This is a genomic window from Pseudazoarcus pumilus, assembly GCF_002872475.1.
GTDB lineage: Bacteria > Pseudomonadota > Gammaproteobacteria > Burkholderiales > Rhodocyclaceae > Pseudazoarcus > Pseudazoarcus pumilus.
This window is the reverse complement of sequence record NZ_CP025682.1, coordinates 707,719-726,450: the sequence shown is the minus strand read 5'-3', so window position 1 is coordinate 726,450 and position 18,732 is coordinate 707,719. Positions and strand designations below refer to the sequence as shown.

Annotated in this window: 18 protein-coding genes; 2 read left to right on the top strand and 16 right to left on the bottom strand. The window is 68.0% G+C overall.

Annotation, left to right across the window (positions count from 1 at the left end; translation table 11 throughout):
• Nucleotides 1-6: 6 nt before the first annotated feature.
• The 12 genes from hflX to C0099_RS03465 all read right to left on the bottom strand — a co-directional run bounded on the left by hflX (nucleotide 7) and on the right by C0099_RS03465 (nucleotide 11,846).
• Nucleotides 7-1,131, bottom strand: coding sequence for a GTPase HflX (hflX, locus tag C0099_RS03520; protein WP_102246163.1), 1,125 nt, complete (start codon nucleotides 1,129-1,131; stop codon nucleotides 7-9).
• Nucleotides 1,132-1,141: 10 nt separating this feature from the next.
• A complete protein-coding gene (hfq, locus tag C0099_RS03515; RefSeq protein ID WP_102246162.1) occupies nucleotides 1,142-1,384 on the bottom strand; it encodes an RNA chaperone Hfq in 243 nt (80 codons plus the stop codon).
• A gap of 88 nt (nucleotides 1,385-1,472) precedes the next feature.
• On the bottom strand, nucleotides 1,473-2,801 hold the full coding sequence (der, locus tag C0099_RS03510) for a ribosome biogenesis GTPase Der (RefSeq protein ID WP_102246161.1): 1,329 nt from the start codon (nucleotides 2,799-2,801) through the stop codon (nucleotides 1,473-1,475).
• Nucleotides 2,798-3,961 carry an outer membrane protein assembly factor BamB gene (gene bamB / locus C0099_RS03505; protein ID WP_228151641.1) on the bottom strand — a complete coding sequence of 388 codons (1,164 nt, stop codon included), beginning with the start codon at nucleotides 3,959-3,961 and terminating at the stop codon, nucleotides 2,798-2,800. The genes der and bamB overlap by 4 nt, the downstream gene beginning before the upstream one ends.
• Nucleotides 3,962-3,964: 3 nt before the next feature.
• Nucleotides 3,965-4,612, bottom strand: coding sequence for a YfgM family protein (locus C0099_RS03500; protein ID WP_102246159.1), 648 nt, complete (start codon nucleotides 4,610-4,612; stop codon nucleotides 3,965-3,967).
• Nucleotides 4,599-5,900: a histidine--tRNA ligase gene (gene hisS / locus C0099_RS03495; RefSeq protein ID WP_102246158.1), complete on the bottom strand. Its 1,302-nt coding sequence runs from the start codon at nucleotides 5,898-5,900 to the stop codon at nucleotides 4,599-4,601. Before hisS ends, C0099_RS03500 begins: the two co-directional genes overlap by 14 nt.
• A 17-nt stretch (nucleotides 5,901-5,917) precedes the next feature.
• Nucleotides 5,918-7,174, bottom strand: coding sequence for a flavodoxin-dependent (E)-4-hydroxy-3-methylbut-2-enyl-diphosphate synthase (gene ispG / locus C0099_RS03490; RefSeq protein ID WP_102246157.1), 1,257 nt, complete (start codon nucleotides 7,172-7,174; stop codon nucleotides 5,918-5,920).
• Nucleotides 7,175-7,176: 2 nt separating this feature from the next.
• Nucleotides 7,177-8,319, bottom strand: coding sequence for a RodZ domain-containing protein (locus tag C0099_RS03485; RefSeq protein WP_102246156.1), 1,143 nt, complete (start codon nucleotides 8,317-8,319; stop codon nucleotides 7,177-7,179).
• Entirely contained in the window at nucleotides 8,316-9,119 is an 804-nt protein-coding gene (gene pilW / locus C0099_RS03480; RefSeq protein ID WP_102246155.1) for a type IV pilus biogenesis/stability protein PilW, read from the bottom strand. Before pilW ends, C0099_RS03485 begins: the two co-directional genes overlap by 4 nt.
• 16 nt (nucleotides 9,120-9,135) lie before the next feature.
• The gene (gene rlmN, locus C0099_RS03475; RefSeq protein ID WP_102246154.1) at nucleotides 9,136-10,251 is read right to left on the bottom strand and encodes a 23S rRNA (adenine(2503)-C(2))-methyltransferase RlmN; all 1,116 of its coding nucleotides are present in this window, start codon (nucleotides 10,249-10,251) and stop codon (nucleotides 9,136-9,138) included.
• Nucleotides 10,252-10,297: 46 nt separating this feature from the next.
• Nucleotides 10,298-10,723: a nucleoside-diphosphate kinase gene (gene ndk / locus C0099_RS03470; protein WP_102246153.1), complete on the bottom strand. Its 426-nt coding sequence runs from the start codon at nucleotides 10,721-10,723 to the stop codon at nucleotides 10,298-10,300.
• Between the two features lie 115 nt (nucleotides 10,724-10,838).
• Nucleotides 10,839-11,846 (bottom strand): DctP family TRAP transporter solute-binding subunit, encoded by a 1,008-nt coding sequence (locus C0099_RS03465; protein WP_102246152.1) that lies wholly within the window; start codon nucleotides 11,844-11,846, stop codon nucleotides 10,839-10,841.
• 100 nt (nucleotides 11,847-11,946) lie between these two features.
• Here C0099_RS03465 and C0099_RS03460 point away from each other — a divergent pair, with 100 nt between their 5' ends.
• Both C0099_RS03460 and C0099_RS03455 read left to right on the top strand, forming a co-directional pair.
• Nucleotides 11,947-13,932, top strand: coding sequence for a sensor histidine kinase (locus C0099_RS03460; protein WP_228151640.1), 1,986 nt, complete (start codon nucleotides 11,947-11,949; stop codon nucleotides 13,930-13,932).
• Entirely contained in the window at nucleotides 13,929-14,534 is a 606-nt protein-coding gene (locus tag C0099_RS03455; RefSeq protein WP_102246150.1) for a response regulator transcription factor, read from the top strand. The genes C0099_RS03460 and C0099_RS03455 overlap by 4 nt, the downstream gene beginning before the upstream one ends.
• Here the strand turns inward: C0099_RS03455 and tilS are convergent.
• The 4 genes from tilS to C0099_RS03435 form a co-directional block, all read right to left on the bottom strand.
• Nucleotides 14,524-15,879: a tRNA lysidine(34) synthetase TilS gene (gene tilS, locus C0099_RS03450; RefSeq protein ID WP_102246149.1), complete on the bottom strand. Its 1,356-nt coding sequence runs from the start codon at nucleotides 15,877-15,879 to the stop codon at nucleotides 14,524-14,526. The genes C0099_RS03455 and tilS overlap by 11 nt on opposite strands.
• Complete coding sequence (locus tag C0099_RS03445) at nucleotides 15,848-16,816, bottom strand: acetyl-CoA carboxylase carboxyltransferase subunit alpha (protein ID WP_102246148.1); 969 nt, start codon at nucleotides 16,814-16,816, stop codon at nucleotides 15,848-15,850. The genes tilS and C0099_RS03445 overlap by 32 nt, the downstream gene beginning before the upstream one ends.
• A gap of 195 nt (nucleotides 16,817-17,011) precedes the next feature.
• Nucleotides 17,012-17,677, bottom strand: coding sequence for a Bax inhibitor-1/YccA family protein (locus tag C0099_RS03440; protein WP_102246147.1), 666 nt, complete (start codon nucleotides 17,675-17,677; stop codon nucleotides 17,012-17,014).
• 110 nt (nucleotides 17,678-17,787) lie between these two features.
• On the bottom strand, nucleotides 17,788-18,624 hold the full coding sequence (locus C0099_RS03435; protein WP_102246146.1) for a DMT family transporter: 837 nt from the start codon (nucleotides 18,622-18,624) through the stop codon (nucleotides 17,788-17,790).
• Nucleotides 18,625-18,732: the final 108 nt, after the last annotated feature.

Sequence of the window (18,732 nt, the reverse complement as noted above, 5' to 3'; positions counted from 1 at the left end):
AAGCGTTCAGACAGTGGCATCCGGAACCTCGTTCCGGACACAGACCCGCTGCGCCGTTTCGGCAAGCGCATCGCGTAGCAGGGAGAGCCCCTCGCCGCTCGTAGCGCTCAGAAAAACGCCGCTGATGGTACCACACTCGTCCCGATTGGCCGCCGCCGGGGCGCCGCTCAGGTCGATCTTGTTGTACACCATGATCTGCGGCACATCGCCGGCGCCGATCTCGCGCAGGACCTCGTTGACGGCGTCGATCTGCGCCTCGCGCTCCTCGCTCGCCGAATCGACGACATGCAGCAGCAGGTCGGCATTGGCCGTCTCCTCGAGCGTGGCGTGGAAGGCCGCCACCAGTGCGTGCGGCAGATCGCGGATGAATCCGACCGTGTCGGAAAGCACGACCGTGCCCACCGGCCCGACGTAGAGCCGTCGCGAGGTGGTGTCGAGCGTGGCGAAGAGCTGGTCGGCGGCATAACTGCCGGCCTTGGTGAGCGCGTTGAACAGCGTCGACTTGCCGGCGTTGGTGTAGCCCACCAAAGACACCGTCAATACTTCTCGCCGATCGCGTCCGCGGCGCTGCACGCGGCGCTGTTTCTCGATCTTGGCCAGCCGCGTCTTGAGTGCCTTGACGCGCGCGCCGAGCAAGCGGCGGTCGGTCTCGAGCTGTTTCTCACCGGGGCCGCGCAGGCCGATACCACCCTTCTGGCGCTCCAGGTGGGCCCAGCCGCGCACCAGACGCGTGGAAAGGTGATCGAGCTGCGCGAGCTCCACCTGCAGCTTGCCTTCGTGGCTGCGCGCGCGTTGCGCGAAAATGTCGAGGATCAGCGCCGTGCGGTCGATCACGCGGCACTGCAGTTCGCGCTCGAGGTTGCGCTGCTGGCCCGGCGACAACGCGTGGTTGAACACCACCAGATCGCCCTCGTGCGCCTTGAGCGTCATGGCGATCTCGTCGACCTTGCCGCGGCCGGCGAACAGCGCCGGATCGGGGCGCGAGCGGCGCCCCGTGACGACGGCCTCGACGCTCGCGCCGGCACTGCCCACGAGCAGTCTCAGCTCTTCGATACGGTCGGCGAGCATGCCCTGGTCCAGGTCGAGCTGGACGAGTACGGCACGCTCACCGGAGCGGGGGCGTTCGAACATGGAGTCCGACTCAGGCCTCCGTGGCCCCGTCCTGCGACGGGATGTTGACCGGACGGGCCGGAACGACCGTGGAAATGGCGTGCTTGTAGACCATCTGCGTGACGGTGTTCTTGAGCAGAACGACGTACTGATCGAAGGAGTCGACCTGACCCTGCAGCTTGATCCCGTTGACCAGATAGATCGACACCGGGATGTGTTCGCGCCGCAGCGTGTTCAGGAACGGGTCTTGTAGAAGCTGCCCTTTGTTACTCATTTTTGCTCCTTGAGCTTGGTTTTGTTATGTGTTCGTGCAGCATAGCATGTTGCGCCGCATCATCCAGACCACCGCGGACGGCCCGAGTTCAGTCGCGTGACGCATACGGATTGTGTGCGGTCTTGAACTGGATGCGCAAGGGCGTGCCCTTGAGTCGGAACGCCTCGATGAAGGTGCGCTCGAGAAAGCGCGTGTAAGAGGTCGGGATGTGCTCGAGCGCGCTGCCGTGGATCACCACGATGGGCGGATTGCTGCCCCCCTGGTGGGCGTAGCGCAGCTTGGGGCGGAACACCCCGTGCCGCGGCGGCGCCTGCTTGGTGACCGCCGCCTGCAGCACGCGCGTCAGACGCGGCGTGGACAGATTGGCCATCGCCGCGGCGTAGGCCGCGTCGACCGACTTCATGACCGCCGACAGGCCGCTGCCCTTGAGCGCGGAAACGTAGTGAAAGCGCGCGAAGGACAGGAAGCCGAGCTTGCGCTCGATGTCGCGCTTGACGAGCTCGCGCCGGTAATCGTCGACCGCGTCCCACTTGTTGACGACGACCACCAGCGCACGCCCGGCCTCGAGGATGAAGCCGGCAATGTGCGCGTCCTGGTCGGCGATGTCCTGCGCCGCGTCGAGCACCAGCACCGACACATTGGCCTGCTCGACCGCCTGCAGCGTCTTGATCACCGAGAACTTCTCGACCGCCTCGAAGACCTTGCCGCGCCGGCGCAGACCGGCCGTGTCGATCAGCGTGTAGTGGCGCCCGCCGCGCTCGAACGGAATCTCGATCGCGTCGCGCGTGGTGCCCGGCAGGTCGAAGGCGATGACCCGTTCTTCACCGACCAGGCCGTTGATCAGGGTTGATTTTCCGACATTGGGGCGGCCCACGATGGCGATGCGCGGGCCGCGCGTAGCCTCCTCCGCCGGCTCGTCATCGAGCGGGAACGACGCCAGTGCCTCCTCGACGAGTTGCGTCACGCCGTCGCCGTGCGTGGCGGACACCGCCAGCGGCGCGCCCAGCCCGAGCGCGTGGAATTCCGCCGCGACCACCTCGCGCCGCAGGCCCTCGGCCTTGTTCACCACCAGATACAGCGGGCGACCGCTGCGGCGCAGGCGGGCGGCGATCTGCTCGTCGTGCGGGGTCAGGCCGGTGCGCCCGTCGACCAGGAAGAGCAGCACGTCGGCTTCCTCGATCGCGCGTTCGGCCTGCTGCGCCATCTCGTGCATGATGCCGACTTTGGCCACCGGATCGAAACCGGCCGTGTCGACGACCAGATAGTCGCGCTCGCCGACGCGACCGATGCCGTAGTGGCGGTCACGCGTCAGACCCGGCAGGTCGGCCACCAGGGCATCGCGCGTGCGCGTCAAGCGGTTGAACAGCGTCGATTTGCCGACATTGGGCCGGCCGACCAGCACGATAGTAGGTTTCACTCGCTGCGGCCCGCCCCGACCAGTTCGAACGCTTCCACCCCGCCCCCGACGGTCTGCACGACGAAGCGTGCGTCCCCGAGGGCGACCGGTGCGGCCTGAATCGCGCCGCCGCTGGCGCGGTTGCGCGCGATGATGCCGCCGTTGGCACGATCGAGTGCGTGCACATAGCCCTCGAAGTCACCGAACACCACGCCGCCGCCGACCGCCAGCGGGCGCGACAAGCGGCGCAGCGACAGCGGCCCCTGGGTCCATACGTTGCTGCCGTCGCGCGCATCGAGTGCATGTATGGCATCGCGCGCCGAACTGACGAACACCAGCGGACCGGAGCGATCCAGCCCGCTTGCGCTGGAGAATTCCACCGTCCAGATGACGCGCCCGTTGACGATGTCGAAGCAGCCCGCGCGGCCCTGATAGGTGACCGCGCAGACCTCGCTCCCACTGACCACCGGCACGCCGGCCACATCGGTCACGCGCTCGAGCTCGGTCACCCCGCGCGGCGTGGACACGGTGATCTCCCACAACGGGCCGCCATTTGCGAGGTTGATCGATACCAGCTTACCACCCGGGTAGCCGACGATGGCCGCGCGCTCGTCGACCGTCATGCCGACGGCGTTGCGCAGGGTCAGCGCCGGCATCTCGCGCTCGTAGGTCCAGCGCCGTGCACCATCGGCGCTCTCGAAGGCCAGCACCCGGTTGCCCGAGGTACGCACCACCACGACCTGCTCGGATACCCCCGGCGCGGCCAGCACTTCGGCGCCCACCGGTGCACGCCAGCGCTCCTCGCCGCTACTCGCGTCGAGCGCGACGACTTCTCCGGCGACGGTGACGACCGCCACCGTGCGTCCGTCGCTGCCGACACCGGCCGAGAGGGCGTCACCGACATCGCGCCGCCACTGCGTGCGACCGCCGGAGGCGTCGATGCGCACCACCGAGCCGTCACCGCCGGCCGCGTACACTGCGCCAGCGACCACGGCCGGCTGGAAGCGATAGGTCGCGGACGAGCCCACGCCGACCTGCCACAGCGAACGCAGTTCGGCGCGGGGCTCGAAGCTCGGCACGGGGTCGGGCTCGGGCGGCTTGGAGCCGAACAGCGAACAACCGGCGAGCGCAACGGCCGCAGCGGCGGCGAGCATCGTCCGGGCAAATGTGGTCACGGGCATGGCTCAGGACTCCAGCGCTTCGATCTTGGTCTCGACCACGCCACGCAGTTGCGCGCCGGACTGGCCCGGAGCCTCGGCCAACGCCGCAAGCGCCGTCTCGTAGGCACGGCGCGCCTCCTCGGGCCGGCCGGCAGCGGCGAGCACGTCACCGCGCAGATCGCCGTAGCGCGCAGCAAGTGACGCGTGAGGCGCATCGGCCAGACGCGCGAGCGCACCGTCGTAATCCCCCTCGTCGAACAGCGTGACCGCAATGCGCAGGCGCGCCAGATCGCGCACCGCCGGGTTGTCCGCGTTCGCCACGACCCATTCGAGCTGCGCCCGCGCGTTGCGCGCATCGCCCTCGGCAACCTGCACGGCGGCCGAAAGCAGCGCGCCCATCTCGGCGTAGGCCGTGCCCGAATAGCGCTCGATGATCTGGCCGGCGGCCTCGCGCGCACGTGTCGCGTCGCCGTCGGCCGCGGCCTGTTGCACGGCGAAGTACAGCGTCGAGGCTTCACCCGCCTGCTTGTTCTGGTACCAGTTCCAGCCCTGCCAGCCGACCGAGCCCAGCGCGGCGACGACGATCAGCGTCGTGACGTACTTACCGTACTGTTCCCACCAGGCCTTGATCTGGGAGATCTGTTCCTGTTCCTCGAGGTCATACAGCGCCATCGTCGTCCTCGTCTTCTCTGAATAGATGTTCGGCCACCGCGTCGGCGAGTGCGTCGACGGCGATGCGTTCCTGTGCGCCGGGGCCGCGCAGCGGCTTGAGTGCCACCTCGCCGGCCGCGGCTTCGTCCTCGCCGATGATTACCGCCAGCGGGGCGCCGCTGGCATCGGCCTTCTTCATCTGCGACTTGAAACTGCCGCCTCCGCAGTGCATCAGCACCGCGAAACCGAAGCCGCGCAGCGCCTCGGCCGCACGAAATGCCAGTCGTTGCGCCGCATCGCCGGCCGCGACGATGTAGACATCGGGCTGCTGCGCCGCGTCCTCTGCACCGCCGGATTCCTTCCACAGCGCGAGCACGCGCTCGATGCCGATCGCAAAACCGGCGGCCGGCGTGCTCTTGCCGCCGAGCAGTTCGACCAGCGTGTCGTAGCGTCCACCCGCGCAGATCGTACCCTGCGCACCCAGGCGCGTCGTCACCCATTCGAAGACGGTGCGATTGTAGTAGTCCAGCCCGCGCACCAGGCGATGGTTGATGCGGTAGGCAATGCCGGCGTCACGCAGCACGCGCTGCACGCCGTCGAAATGCTCGAGCGACTCCGTGCCGAGATGATCGAACAGTTTCGGCGCGGCTTCGACCAGCTCCTGCAGCGCCGGATTCTTGGTATCGAGAATGCGCAGCGGGTTGGTGTACAGACGGCGCCCGGCATCTTCGTCGAGCACGTCCTGGTGCTGCTCCAGATAGGCGATCAGCGCGGCGCGGTGTTCGGCGCGCTCCTCGGCCGAGCCGAGCGAGTTGAGCTGCAGTTCGACGTCCTCGATACCCAGATCGTCCCACAGACGTGCGCACATCAGGATGAGTTCGGCATCGATGTCCGGCCCGGTGAAGTTCAGCGCCTCCACCCCGATCTGGTGGAACTGGCGGTAGCGCCCCTTCTGCGGGCGTTCGTGGCGGAACATCGGACCGTGATAATACAGACGCTGGCCGCCGCCGTGCAGCAGACCGTGCTGGATCGCGGCACGCACACACGAAGCCGTCCCTTCCGGACGCAGCGTCAGGTGTTCGCCGTTGAGCGCGTCCTCGAAGGAATACATCTCCTTCTCGACGATATCGGTCACCTCGCCGATGGCGCGCTTGAACAGCGGCGTGTGTTCAACCAGGGGCATGCGCACCGGACGGTAGCCATAGCTGCGCAGCCAATCGCGCACGAGGTCTTCGAAGTGCTCCCAGACTTCAGCTTCATCGGGCAGGATATCGTTCATCCCGCGCACGGACTGCAGGCTTCGGTTCATCGCTTCTCTTTTTCTTGTCAGACGGCGCTGGCCGCCTTCTTCGGATACTTGCGCTCGACATAGTCGTCGACGATGGCGCGGAACTCGGCCGCGATGTTGTCGCCGCGCAGCGTCACGGTCCTCTCGCCGTCCACATACACGGGCGCGGCCGGGCTCTCGCCGGTGCCGGGCAGCGAGATGCCGATGTCGGCGTGTTTGCTCTCGCCCGGGCCGTTGACCACACAGCCCATCACCGCCAGCGTGAGGTTCTCGACGCCGTCACGTTCTTCACGCCACACCGGCATCTGCTCGCGCACATAGGTCTGGATGCTTGAGGCCAGCTCCTGGAAGAAGGTGCTGGTGGTGCGCCCACAGCCCGGGCAGGCCGTAACCATGGGCGTAAACGCACGCAGACCCATGGTCTGCAGGATCTCCTGCGCGACGACGACCTCCTCGGTGCGCTTGCCGCCCGGCTCGGGCGTGAGCGACACGCGGATGGTGTCGCCGATACCTTCCTGCAGCAGCACGGCCAGCGCGGCAGTCGAGGCGACGATGCCCTTGGAGCCCATGCCGGCTTCGGTCAGCCCCAGATGCAGCGGGTAGTCGCAGCGGCGCGCCAGATCGCGATACACGGCGACCAGGTCCTGCACGCTGGAAACCTTGGCCGACAGGATGATGCGGTCGCCCGCCAGGCCGTACTCCTCGGCCTTCGCGGCGGACTCGAGCGCGGAGACGATCAGCGCCTCGCGCATCACCGCACCGGCGTCGCGCGGCTCGGCCAGTCTGGCGTTGGCGTCCATGATGCGCGCCAGCACGGACTGGTCGAGGCTGCCCCAGTTCACACCGATGCGCACCGGCTTGTCGTACTTGCAGGCGATCTCGACGATGGCCGCGAACTGCGGGTCGCGCTTGGTGCCGGCGCCGACGTTGCCGGGGTTGATGCGCAGCTTGGCGAGCGCCTCGGCGCAGGCCGGATACTTGGTGAGCAGCGTATGGCCGTTGTAGTGGAAGTCGCCGACCAGCGGCACCTCCATGTTCAGCGCAAGCAGGCGGTCGCGGATGTGCGGAACGGCCTTCGCGGCTTCCTCGTTGTTGACCGTGATGCGCACGATCTCCGAGCCGGCGCGCGCCAGCTCGGCCACCTGCATGGCGGTACCGAGCACATCGGCGGTGTCGGTGTTGGTCATCGACTGCACCACGATGGGCGCATCGGAACCAATGGTGACGCGACCAATGCGCACCTGGCGCGTCGGCCGGCGAACGGCCGCTGCGGAAATGTTAGGGGATGCGTTCATACCTACTCCAGGACCAGTCGCGCCACGCCGGCCGTGTGCATGTGCGGCGCCAGTTCGACCGGCTCGCCGTCGAACTCGAGACTCACCGCATCCGCGTTGCCGACGGTGACCCAGAACGGCGGATCGCCTTGCACAACGCGCGTCGTGCCGCCACGGCTGGTGCCGACGTAGAGCGTGCGATCCTGCGCGTCCTTGACCTGCAACCAGGCGTCGGCACTCATGCTGAATACCAAGCGGCTCGAACCGCTGCCCGCGACCTGGGTGGCCGACGGTGCGGCATCCGACTGCGACTCGGTGCGTGGCGCGGGCGTCGGCTCCCTGGCCGCGGATGCCTGCTGCGGCTCTACCGGCTCGTCCGGCTCGTCCGGCGCAGGCACTTGCTCGACCAACGCAGCTTCGGGCGGGGGGGCCGGCTGCGAGGCCGGAGGCTGGGTTGTGGTCGTTTGCGCTGCCTCGGGCTGCGCTTGCGGCGCGTCGCCGTTGTTCGCCTCGACGCTCGAGAGCGCCGGCGCGGGCGGAGCCTCGAGCGTTGCGGGAAGCTGCGGCACCGCGATGCCCGACGCTGCCGGGGCCGGTTCGTCGACCGCGCCTGCATCCGGCACCGATGGTTCGTCGTCGATGATTTCGACCTCGGGGGCCGTTTCAGCCGCATCACCGGAAGCGTCGGCAAGGTCGGCCCCCGCCACGTCGTCCGGGCGGTCTTCCAGCCTGAAGCCGTCGAAATACCATCCCAGCGCGAGCACCACCACCAGCACCGACACCAGCGCCGCGATGGCACGCCCCACGCCGCCGCGACGGCCGCTGCCGGGCAGCGTGCCGCGCGCGTTGGTGACCGGAGAGAGTTCCACGCTGCGCGCCGAGGGTTCGGACCAGCGTGCGGCGATCATGGGCTCGATGTCGACACCCAGGTATCGGCCGTAGTTGCGGTAGAAGCCCTTGACGAATGCCGGGCCGGGCAGCTCGTGCACACGCTCGCCCTCCATCGCGAGGATCTGCCGGGAGGAGAACTTCAGTGCGGCCGCGACATCGGCGACCGACTCGCCGCGCGCCTCGCGCGCTGCGCGCAGCGAATCGCCGATCGGCGGCAACTGGGGCTCGGCTTCGGCCTCGGCTTCGAAGCAGTAAGGATCTTGCTCTTCGTTCACTCGTACTCACCCTGCGTCATCGCGCGATGTTCGGGAGAATCACTGAAGCGCCCGCGCAACTGGGCCGCGTAGCTCGCCTCGGCGGCACGATTGCCCAGGCGACGCTCGACGCGCAGCCCCAGCCACACGGACTGTGCGGTGGGCTCGCTGCGGCGATGCAGTGCGATGAGCTGATCGCGCGCGGAGACCAGCTCACCCTTGCGATAGGCCACTTCGGCCAGCCCCAGCAGCGCCACCGGGTTGTTCTGCTGCAGGGCCACGGCGCGCCGGAACTGGGTTTCCGCCTCGTCGACCTGCTCCAGGCGCAGATGGCACAGACCGGCGTTGGTATGCGGCCGTGTGGGCGAGCGGTAGTAGGGATTGCGCGCAGCCAGTGCGAGACGCCGCATCCCTTCGGTCTCCTCGTCGTTCAGGCACAGGAACCAGCCGTAGCTGTTGTTGAAATCCGGGTCGTTGGGCGCGCTGCGCAGCGCGCGCAGGAAGTTCTCGCGCGCGGCGACATCGTCGTCGATGAACATATACACCAGACCCATCAGATGAAAGGCCGGCGCGAAATTCGGCGCATAGGCCAGCGCGATGCGTGCCTCGTCGAGGGCGACGTCGTAGCGTCCGACCTCGAAGTAGGCCGTTCCCAGGTCGATGTGCACCATCGCCGCCTGTTCGTGCTCGGTGGCAGGCGGCGTCTCGAGCACCGGACGATCGGCGGATGCGAACTGCTCCTCGCCTGGCGCGGAGGTGCCCGCGCAACCGGCGAGGGCCGCCGTGACGACCAGCAAGCACAGCATTGCGCGAAGTTTCATCACCGCCTCTCCCGTATCAAGCCTTGACCAGGCGTGTGGTGCGCCGCGTCCGGTCCTGCACCTGGCCGGCGAGCTGACCGCAGGCCGCGTCGACGTCCTCGCCACGCGTACGACGCGTGGTGGTGACGATGCCCGCCTCAATCAGCACCTCGGCGAAACGCCGGATGCGCTCGCTCCCGGAACGCCGGAACTCCGACCCCGGGAACGGATTGAACGGTATCAGATTGAACTTGCAGGGCACATCGCGCACCAGCTCGACGAGCTTGCGCGCGTCGGCGTCATGGTCGTTGACCCCGTCGAGCATGACGTACTCGAAGGTGATGAAGTCGCGCGGCGCGCGCTCCAGATAGCGCCGGCAGGCGGCCATCAGCTGGGCCAGCGGATACTTCTTGTTGATCGGCACGAGACGGTCGCGCAGCGCATCGTCGGGCGCGTGCAGCGACACTGCCAGCGCCACCGGACATTCGTCACGCAGTCGGTCCATGGCCGGCACGATGCCCGAGGTCGACACCGTCACGCGCCGGCGCGACAGACCGTAGGCGTTGTCGTCGAGCATCAGGCGCAGCGCCGTGACGACGCTGTCGAAGTTGGCCAGCGGCTCGCCCATGCCCATCATCACGACGTTGCTGATGATGCGCCCGTTATCCTTCTCGCCGGCGTCGAGATCGGTCGCCGCCTCGCGCGCAGCGCCGAGCAGGCGATTGGCCAGCCACAGCTGGCCGATGATCTCGCCGGCGCTCAGGTTGCGGTTGAAGCCCTGCTTGCCGGTCGAACAGAAGGCACAGTCGAGCGCGCAGCCGGCCTGCGAGGACACGCACAACGTGCCGCGATGCGCCTCGGGGATGAACACCGTCTCGACGGCATTGCCGTTGCCGACGTCGAGCAGCCACTTGCGCGTACCGTCGTTCGACACGCTGTCGCGCACCGGCTGCGGTGCGCGGATTGTCGCGCACTCGCCGAGCTTGGCGCGCAGCGACTTGGCGACGTCGGTCATCGCGGCAAAGTCGTCGCAGCCGTCGCGGTGGATCCAGCGCATCACCTGGCGCGCACGGAACGGCTTCTCGCCGCGTCCGGCGAACCAGGCGACGAGTGCGTCACTGTCGAAATCGAGAAGGTTGACCGGGGCGCTCATGGGATCAGGGCTGGCCGGCGCTGCGTGGCAACGCCGGCCACGGGCCTCAGCGGCCGTGGACGTCCAGACCGGGGAAGAAGAAGGCGATTTCGGCCGCGGCCGTTTCCGGCGCGTCCGAGCCGTGCACGGCGTTGGCGTCGATCGAATCGGCGAAGTCGGCGCGAATGGTGCCCGGCTCGGCCTTCTTGGGATCGGTCGCGCCCATCAGGTCGCGGTTCTTGGCGATGGCGCCCTCACCTTCGAGCGCCTGCACCATGACCGGGCCGGAAATCATGAACGACACCAGATCCTTGAAGAACGGGCGCTCCTTGTGCACGGCGTAGAACTGCGAGGCCTCGCGCTCGGACAGGTGCATCATGCGCGCGGCGACGACCTTCAGTCCGGCGTCCTCGAAACGCTGGTAGATCTTGCCGATCACGTTCTTCGCGACGGCATCGGGCTTGATGATGGAAAGCGTGCGTTCGTTGGCCATGCAGGATTCTCCGGTAGTCTGCCCGCGCTCGGGTCAGGATGTGGATAAAGCCCTGTAGTCTATCAGTAACCGCAGGCCTTCTCATCCAGTTTGTGCGCACTCCCGGCGCATCGCATCACTTGCGCTGCGGATCGAAACCGGTCGCCCGATAGACCTCTGCGAGCAGATCCTCGCCGATGCGCTCAGCCGCACTTTGATGCACCGGCAGCAGCGCGCGCCGGAAGGCCGCTCGCGCGGCCGCGTCGAGCACATGGACTTCGGTGGTGCCGGCCGCGAGGATAGCCTCGAGGGCGAGCTGGTTCTCCTCACGAGCGATGCGGTTGGCATAGGTCGTGGCCTCGCGCATGGCGCGCTCGAGCGGGCGCCGCACACCGCGCGGCAATGTGTCCCAGAAGCGCTTGTTGACGATCACGGCATAGCCCAGGTAGCCGTGTTCGGTGAGCGCGAGATAGGGCTGGACCTCGTGCATGCGCTGCGTGTAGAGATTGGAGTGCGGATTCTCGGTGCCGTCCACGACGCCGGCGCGCAAGGCCTCGTAGACATCGGAGAACGACATCATGTGCGGCACCGCGCCGAGCGCGAGCATCTGCTCCTCGATGACGCGCGAGGCCTGGATGCGCATGCGCTTGCCGGCCAGATCGGCGGGCACGCGGATCGGCGTGTTCGCCGAGAAGGACTTGAAACCGTTGTCCCAGAACGCCAGCCCCTTGATGCCACGATCCTCGAGCGACTCGAGCAGGCGCTCGCCGATGGGCCCCTCGGTCACCGCACGCAGGGCGCGCCGGTCTTCGAAGATGTAGGGCAGATCGAACAGCTCGAAGCCATTGGCCCCGAGCACGCTGAACTTGGCCAGCGAGGGTGCGAGCATGTGCACCGCACCCAGTTGCAGGGCCTCCATCTCGTCGCGGTCGGCATACAGCTCGCTGTCGGCGTACACCTCGACGCGCACGCGACCGCGCGTGAGCTCGGCCGCGCGCTGCGCGAAGAATTCGGCCGCCTTGCCCTTGGGTGCGTCCGGCGACACCACGTGGCTGAAGCGGATCACGATGGATTCGTCTGCCGCAGCGGGCAGCGGCGCCGCAGCAAGCATCAGCAGCAGGATCAACGCCGAAAGGCGTCTCATGGTCTTGCCTCCATTCCGGGCGCGTTCTCAATTAACATGACAGCCGCCACACACAAGCCCCGCAAGACATCGCCGCCACCGGGGGCGACGGATGCGCACAATGGATACCACAACCACTCCCCCTGCCGCGACCGGCTCGCACCGCATGACCCACCTGACCTGGGTCGCGCTGGTGGTGTTCGTGCTGCTCATCGGCGCCTTGCTGTGGCTCACCCGGGTTCACGACGCGGATACCCAGCGCCACACCCTGATCAGCGACGTGCTGTGGATGGAGCAGAGCCTGCAATTCCAGCTCGACCGCAATGCGGCCCAGCTCGCCCAGCTCGGGCCGGAACTGGTGGTCTCCGACATCTCGCCGCAAACCGACGCGCGCCTGCGCCAGATCCTGCGTGCCGAGATCGGCCTGGTGCGCGTGATCTGGCTCGACGCCAACGCCCGCACGCTGGGCGCGCTGCCGCCGCTGGCCGACGCCGTACCACGCGGCCCGGACGGCACGCAGGCCATCCTCGACGCGGACCTGGCACACCTGTCGCGCAACATCGGACGCCCCGTCTACGGCCCGGTCTACCCGGCTGCCGGCGGCGGCCATCAGTTCGAGGTCTACATCCCTGCCTTCACCGATTCGGGCCTGCTCGGCATCAGTGTGGGAGTCTACTCCCTCGAAGGCCTGCTCGCGCGCGAGCTGCCATGGTGGTTTACCGAGAGATACCACGTCAGCGTGATCGATTCGGAAGGGCGCGAAATCGCCTCGCGCTCACGCGTCGCGCCGCTGTCCGACACACACAGCTACACCATGGCCTTCGACCCGCCAGGACACGGCCTGCTGCTGCAGATCACCGCCTACCGCGACGACGTGCGCTGGATCCCGGTGCTGCTGACCAGTTCCATCCTGATTCTCGCAATGGTGCTGATCTGGAGCTTCTGGATGCTGCGTCGCCAACTCAAGCGGCGCCTGGCAGCCGAGCAGGCACTGCGCGGCGAGACGCTGTTCCGCAAGGCGATGGAGGATTCGCTGCTCACGGGCCTGCGCGCACGCGACCTGACCGGGCGCATCACCTACGTCAATCCGGCCTTCTGCAACATGGTCGGCTTCACCGCCGACGAACTCATCGGCCTGCGCCCGCCCATGCCCTACTGGCATCCCGAGCACATCGAACGCCTGCAGGAGATCCACGACATGATCCTCTCCGGCCAGGGGCCGCGCGCGGGCGTGGAGGTGCGGCTGCGGCGCAAGAACGGCGAGGCGCTCGACGCCCTCATCTTCGAGGCGCCGCTGATCGACGCCTCGGGGCGGCAAACCGGATGGATGGGATCGATCATGGACATCACCGAGCGCAAACGTGCGCGCGAACTGGCCCGCCAGCAGGACGAGCGCCTGCAGGCCACCTCGCGCCTGATCACGATGGGCGAGATGGCCTCCACGCTGGCGCACGAACTCAACCAGCCGCTGGCGGCGATCAACACCTACAACAGCGGCTGCCTGAATCTGCTCGCCGAAGGCGAGATCGACCCCGACGAATTGCGCGAGGTGCATGAGAAGATCGCCCGCCAGGCCTACCGCGCCGCGGCCATCATCCACCGCGTGCATGACTTCGTGCGCCGCTCCGAGCCCAAGCGCGAACCGCTCGCCCTCAATGCCGTGATCCGCGAAGCCGTGGAACTGATGGACGCCGACGCGCGCAAACGCCAGATCCGCATGGAACTCGACCTGGGCGAAGCGCTGCCGCCACTCACGGCCGACCCGGTGATGATCGAGCAGCTGGTGGTCAACCTGGTGCGCAACGCGATGGACGCCATTGGCCAGTTGCCGCGCGAGCGCCGCGTGGTCAAGGTCTCGACACGACGCCTCAGCGACCAGCTGGTGCTGCGCGTGGCCGACCGCGGCGACGGTATCCCGCCCGAGGTTGCCAAGCGGCTGTTCGAGCCCTTCTTCTCGACCAAGCAGGAAGGCATGGGCATGGGCCTGAACATCTGCCGCTCGATCGCCGAACTGCACCACGGCCGCCTGGTGTTCGAGCCCGGCGCGGAAGGCGGCTCGGTGTTCATCCTCACCCTCTCCGTCGAAAAGGAAGCGATCCCCGCATGAACCCCGCCTGCGCCCACATCATCGACGACGACGAAGCCATCCGCGACGCGCTGCAATGGCTGCTCAAGACCCGCAAGCTGCCGTGCACCACGTGGTCCAGCGCGGAAGACTTCCTCGCCGCGATCACACCCGACTGGAACGGCTGCGTGGTGCTCGACATCCGCATGGAAGGCATGAGCGGGCTCGAATGCTTCGACGCGCTGCGTGCGCGCGGCAACGAGTTGCCGGTGATCTTCATCACCGGCCACGGCGACGTGCCGATGGCCGTGGCCGCGCTCAAGAAGGGCGCCTACGACTTCATCGAGAAGCCCTTCGACGACGGCGACCTGATTGCCGTGATTCAGCGCGCGATGGAAATCGACGCCGAACGCCGACGCGCGCGCAGCGAAAGCCTCGCCGTGGCCGAGAAGCTCACCCTGCTGACCGCGCGCGAGCGCGAAGTCATGGCGCTCATCCTCGAGGGCAAGTACAACAAGGTCATTGCCGACGAACTCGACATCTCGATGCGCACCGTCGAGGCCCACCGCTCGCGCATCTTCGAGAAGATGGGCGTGCGCTCGGCGGTGGAGCTGGCTCAGTTGCTCAAGGGCGTCAACTTCTGAGCGGCGCGCCCGGCCGCCACCATGACGGCAGCACGCCCCGCTCGCCCGGCGCACACCGCGCCGCGGCGGCGATGCCGACACCGGCGATCCACACCGGCTCGTCGTCCACATACACCACCGGCAGGCGGTCGCGCCACCACGGCGGCACACCGGCTTCCTGACAGAGATTCTTGAAGCTGTGCCGCGGCCGCCCGGGGGCGTCGCTCATGCGCAGCCCCCCCCGTCGCGACGCAACCACGACCTCGCCGCGCTCGAGCAACGCGGCGCTCAGACCTTCGCCACGCCGTCGCTCGAAGAGCACGCGCCCGTCGCTCCAGGCGATTTCCTCCTCGCCGCACCAGCGGACCGGCCGCGGATGCGCGCGCATGGGCATTGCCTCGATCCACACCCGGCCGCGATGCAGGCAGCAGGCCACCTGCCCGAGCGGCAGATGCAGCGAGGGAGTCGTGGTGCTGCGCAACTGGCGCACCGCCTCGAGCAGACGCGCGCGCGCTGGCGCCTCGGCGCCAGTGCAGCGGATGCGCCAGCGCAGCAGGTTGCGCAGACGCGGCGCGGACAAGGCGCGCAGCGCGTCCAGCGAAAAGCGCTCGCCGTCACCGCAGGCGCGCGCATCCTGATGCGCCAGTTCGTCGAGCAGGCCGTCGGCTTCTCGAAAGTTGAGCGCCGAGCGCGCGAGCATCTCCGCGGCCTGCGGAAACGCCGCCTCGACGCATGGCAGCACGTCATGGCGCAGGCGGTTGCGCGCATGACGCCGGTCGGCATTGCTGTGATCCTCGACCCATGTCAGGGCGGCCGCGCGCGCGTACTCGAGAATCTCGCCGCGCCGCACTTCGAGCAGCGGTCGCAAGCGGCCCGGCGCGCCCGGCTCGCACGCGGCCATCGCGCCCGCACCGCGCACGCCGACGCCGCGCAACAGGCGGAACAGCACGGTCTCTGCCTGATCGTCGAGATGATGGCCAAACACCAGCCAGTCGACCGTGAGCGTCGCCAGCGCGCCATGGCGCGCCTCGCGCGCGGCCGCCTCGAGCCCGTCGGGGTGGTCACGGCGCACCGTCACGGGAAAAACGTCGATTTCGACACCGAGCCCGGCACACAGACGCTCGCAGAAAGCCGCCCAGTCGCCGGCGGCCGGCTGCAGGCCATGATCGACGTGCGCGGCACGCAACACAAAGCCGCGCTCTTTGCGCAGCGCAGCGAGCTGGTGCAGCGTGACCACCGAGTCGACCCCGCCCGAGAGTGCGACGCACAGCCGGCTGCCGGGGCCGACGCCGGCCGCGTCGAGCACGGCCGCGACGCGGCCGGCGAGGATCGGATCAGGCTGCGCCCTGGTCCTTGAAGCGGCCATGGCTCATCAGCCGATCAAAGCGTCGCTCGAGCAGTTCGTCGACATCGAGATCGGCCACCTGGCGCAGCGACTCCTGCAAGGCCTTGCGCAGCGAGGCCGCCATCGCGCCGTAGTCGCGATGCGCGCCGCCCACCGGCTCGGGCACGACGCGGTCGATCAGACCCAGGCCGTGCAGCCGCTCGGCGGTAATCCCCATCGCCTCGGCGGCCGCCGACGCCTTGTCGGGGCTTTTCCACAGGATGGAGGCGCAGCCTTCGGGCGAGATCACCGAATAAGTGGAATACTGCAGCATCAGCACCTGATCGCCGACGGCGATCGCCAGCGCGCCACCGGAGCCGCCCTCGCCGATCACGGTGGAGATGATCGGCACCTTCAACTCCGCCATCACATAGAGATTGCGGCCGATGGCCTCGGACTGGCCACGCTCCTCGGCGCCGATGCCCGGATAGGCGCCCGGCGTGTCGACGAAGGTGAAGATGGGCAGGTTGAACTTCTCGGCCAGGCGCATCAGGCGCATCGCCTTGCGATAGCCCTCGGGGCGCGGCATGCCGAAATTGCGCGCGATCTTCTCCTTGGTGTCGCGCCCCTTCTGGTGGCCGATCACGACGCAGCTCGCGCCGTTGAAGCGCGCCAGCCCGCCGACGATGGCCTGGTCATCGGCATAGCTGCGATCGCCGTGCAACTCGCGGAAGTCGGTGAAGACTTCGCGCACATAGTCGAGCGTGTACGGCCGCTGCGGATGACGCGCGACCTGCGAGATCTGCCACGGCGTGAGCTTGGCGTAAAGATCGCGGGTGAGTGATTCGCTCTTCTTCTCGAGACGGGCGATCTCGCCCGACAGGTCGACCGCCGGGTCGTCCTGCACGAAGCGCAGTTGAGCGATCTTTTCCTCGAGTTCGGCGACCGGACGCTCGAAGTCCAGAAACGTGGTTTTCATCGACGCTGCCCCTGCTTGGATTTGGGTCGCCCGGACCGATCGGGATCGTGCCGATAACGTCGTTCCGGGTCGTGAAGCCGTGCATTGTAACCGCAGCGCACCACGACACTGCCAGCACATCGGCCGCAAAAGACAAGGGCGCCTCGCGGGCGCCCTTGCATGCATGGCCTCACGCGCCGTCTGGCGCGCGCCGCATCACTCGTTGTTGAACACCCCGAGCAGGTGCAGCAGGCTGGTGAAGAGATTGTAGATCGACACGTACAGCGTGACCGTGGCCATGATGTAGTTGGTCTCGCCACCGTGGATGATGTTGCTCGTCTCCCACAGGATCAGGCCCGACATCAGCAGCACGAACATCGCCGACACGGCCAGCGACAGCGCGGGCATCTGGAAGAAGATCGCGCCCAGACCGGCCAGGAAGGCCACCAGGATGCCGACCATCAGGAAGCCACCCATGAACGAGAAGTCCTTGCGCGAGGTCAGCGCGTAGCCGGACAGGCCGAGGAAGATCGCGGCCGTGCCGCCCAGTGCCTGCATGACGATCTGGCCGCCGTTGGGCAGCGACAGATACATGGTCAGGATGGGGCCCAGCGTGTAGCCCATGAAGCCGGTCAGCGCGAACACGGCGAGGATGCCGGTCGAACTGTTGCGCAGCTTGGTCACCAGAAACAACAGGCCGAAATAACCGATCAGGGTCAGGATGATGCCCGGATGCGGCAGGTTCAGCGCCATCGACACCCCGGCCGTGACGGCCGAGAACGCCAGCGTCAGCGACAGCAGGATGTAGGTGTTGCGAATGACCTTGTTGGTCGACAGTACCGAAGCCTCGCTCCGGTTGGCTGCAATGCTCCGATCGATCATGGGTGCCTTTCCTCCTTCTGGTTTGTCGCGCGCCACGTCTTTCGGGCGCTTCGATATCGTTGCTTCGGACCGCCAGATGATAACCGAGTTCCGTCGCTGCCGAGGGCGGCTCAGGCGCGGCGCCAGCGAATCACCAGCCAGATGCCGCCCAGCGTCGCCGCCGAGGCCAGCAACAGGCGCAACGTGAGCGGCTCGGCCAGCAACAGTGCGCCGCCGGCCGCCGCGATCACCGGCACCGACAGCTGCACCGTCGCCGCCGAGGTCGCCGCCAGACGCGGCAGCGCCGCATACCAGATCGCGTAGCCGATGCCCGAGGCGAGCGCACCCGAGATCACCGCCGGCACGACGCCCGCCGGCGTCGCGTGCAGCCACGGCCACGCGAGCGCGGCCAGCACCACGACCATCGGCACGCCGCGCAGGAAGTTGCCGGCGGTCGTCGCCAGCGGATCGGTGTTGCCGCGACCGCGCAACGAGTATGCGCCCCACGCGATGCCGGCGATGATCATCAGCAGCGACGGGAACCAGGGCGGCGCAGTGAGCCCCGGCGAGAGCAGCGCGAGCAGCCCGCCCACGGCAAGCGCGAAACCACCCCATTGCACGGCCGACATGCGCTCGCCGCGCATCAACGCGGTGAGGATCATGGTCGCCTGCACGGCGCCGAACAGCAGCAACGCACCGGCACCGGCCGACAGGCCGACATAGGCATAGGAGAAGGCCGCCGCATAGGCGAACAGCGTTGCGGCGGAAAACCAGTCGCCGCGCGACCCGGCAGCGACGCCGGCGCGCACGCGCACGATGACCCACAGCACGAGCGCGCCCGAGAGGATGCGGATGAGCGTGAAGCTGGCCGGATCGATGTCGCCGTCGCGCAGCGCCAGACGGCACAGCACGGAATTGGCGGCGAAGGCCAGCATGGCCAGGGCGGTGAGCACGGCGATACGCAGCATGCGGCCTCCGGCGCGAAACGGATCGGCAGGCGCGAACGCATCGGCCGAACGGCGGCAATGCTATCATCGCGCCGCTTCGCACTCCGGCCGGCAGGGCACCGCCCGCCA

Bases quoted from the DNA above. Each gene is read 5' to 3' on its own strand.
- hflX (WP_102246163.1), bottom strand. From the start codon at position 1,131: ATGTTCGAACGCCCCCGCTCCGGTGAGCGTGCCGTACTCGTCCAGCTC.
- hfq (WP_102246162.1), bottom strand. From the start codon at position 1,384: ATGAGTAACAAAGGGCAGCTTCTACAAGACCCGTTCCTGAACACGCTG.
- bamB (WP_228151641.1), bottom strand. From the start codon at position 3,961: ATGCCCGTGACCACATTTGCCCGGACGATGCTCGCCGCCGCTGCGGCC.
- C0099_RS03500 (WP_102246159.1), bottom strand. From the start codon at position 4,612: ATGGCGCTGTATGACCTCGAGGAACAGGAACAGATCTCCCAGATCAAG.
- hisS (WP_102246158.1), bottom strand. From the start codon at position 5,900: ATGAACCGAAGCCTGCAGTCCGTGCGCGGGATGAACGATATCCTGCCC.
- ispG (WP_102246157.1), bottom strand. From the start codon at position 7,174: ATGAACGCATCCCCTAACATTTCCGCAGCGGCCGTTCGCCGGCCGACG.
- pilW (WP_102246155.1), bottom strand. From the start codon at position 9,119: ATGAAACTTCGCGCAATGCTGTGCTTGCTGGTCGTCACGGCGGCCCTC.
- rlmN (WP_102246154.1), bottom strand. From the start codon at position 10,251: ATGAGCGCCCCGGTCAACCTTCTCGATTTCGACAGTGACGCACTCGTC.
- ndk (WP_102246153.1), bottom strand. From the start codon at position 10,723: ATGGCCAACGAACGCACGCTTTCCATCATCAAGCCCGATGCCGTCGCG.
- C0099_RS03465 (WP_102246152.1), bottom strand. From the start codon at position 11,846: ATGAGACGCCTTTCGGCGTTGATCCTGCTGCTGATGCTTGCTGCGGCG.
- C0099_RS03460 (WP_228151640.1), top strand. From the start codon at position 11,947: ATGGATACCACAACCACTCCCCCTGCCGCGACCGGCTCGCACCGCATG.
- C0099_RS03455 (WP_102246150.1), top strand. From the start codon at position 13,929: ATGAACCCCGCCTGCGCCCACATCATCGACGACGACGAAGCCATCCGC.
- tilS (WP_102246149.1), bottom strand. From the start codon at position 15,879: ATGGCCGCTTCAAGGACCAGGGCGCAGCCTGATCCGATCCTCGCCGGC.
- C0099_RS03445 (WP_102246148.1), bottom strand. From the start codon at position 16,816: ATGAAAACCACGTTTCTGGACTTCGAGCGTCCGGTCGCCGAACTCGAG.
- C0099_RS03440 (WP_102246147.1), bottom strand. From the start codon at position 17,677: ATGATCGATCGGAGCATTGCAGCCAACCGGAGCGAGGCTTCGGTACTG.
- C0099_RS03435 (WP_102246146.1), bottom strand. From the start codon at position 18,624: ATGCTGCGTATCGCCGTGCTCACCGCCCTGGCCATGCTGGCCTTCGCC.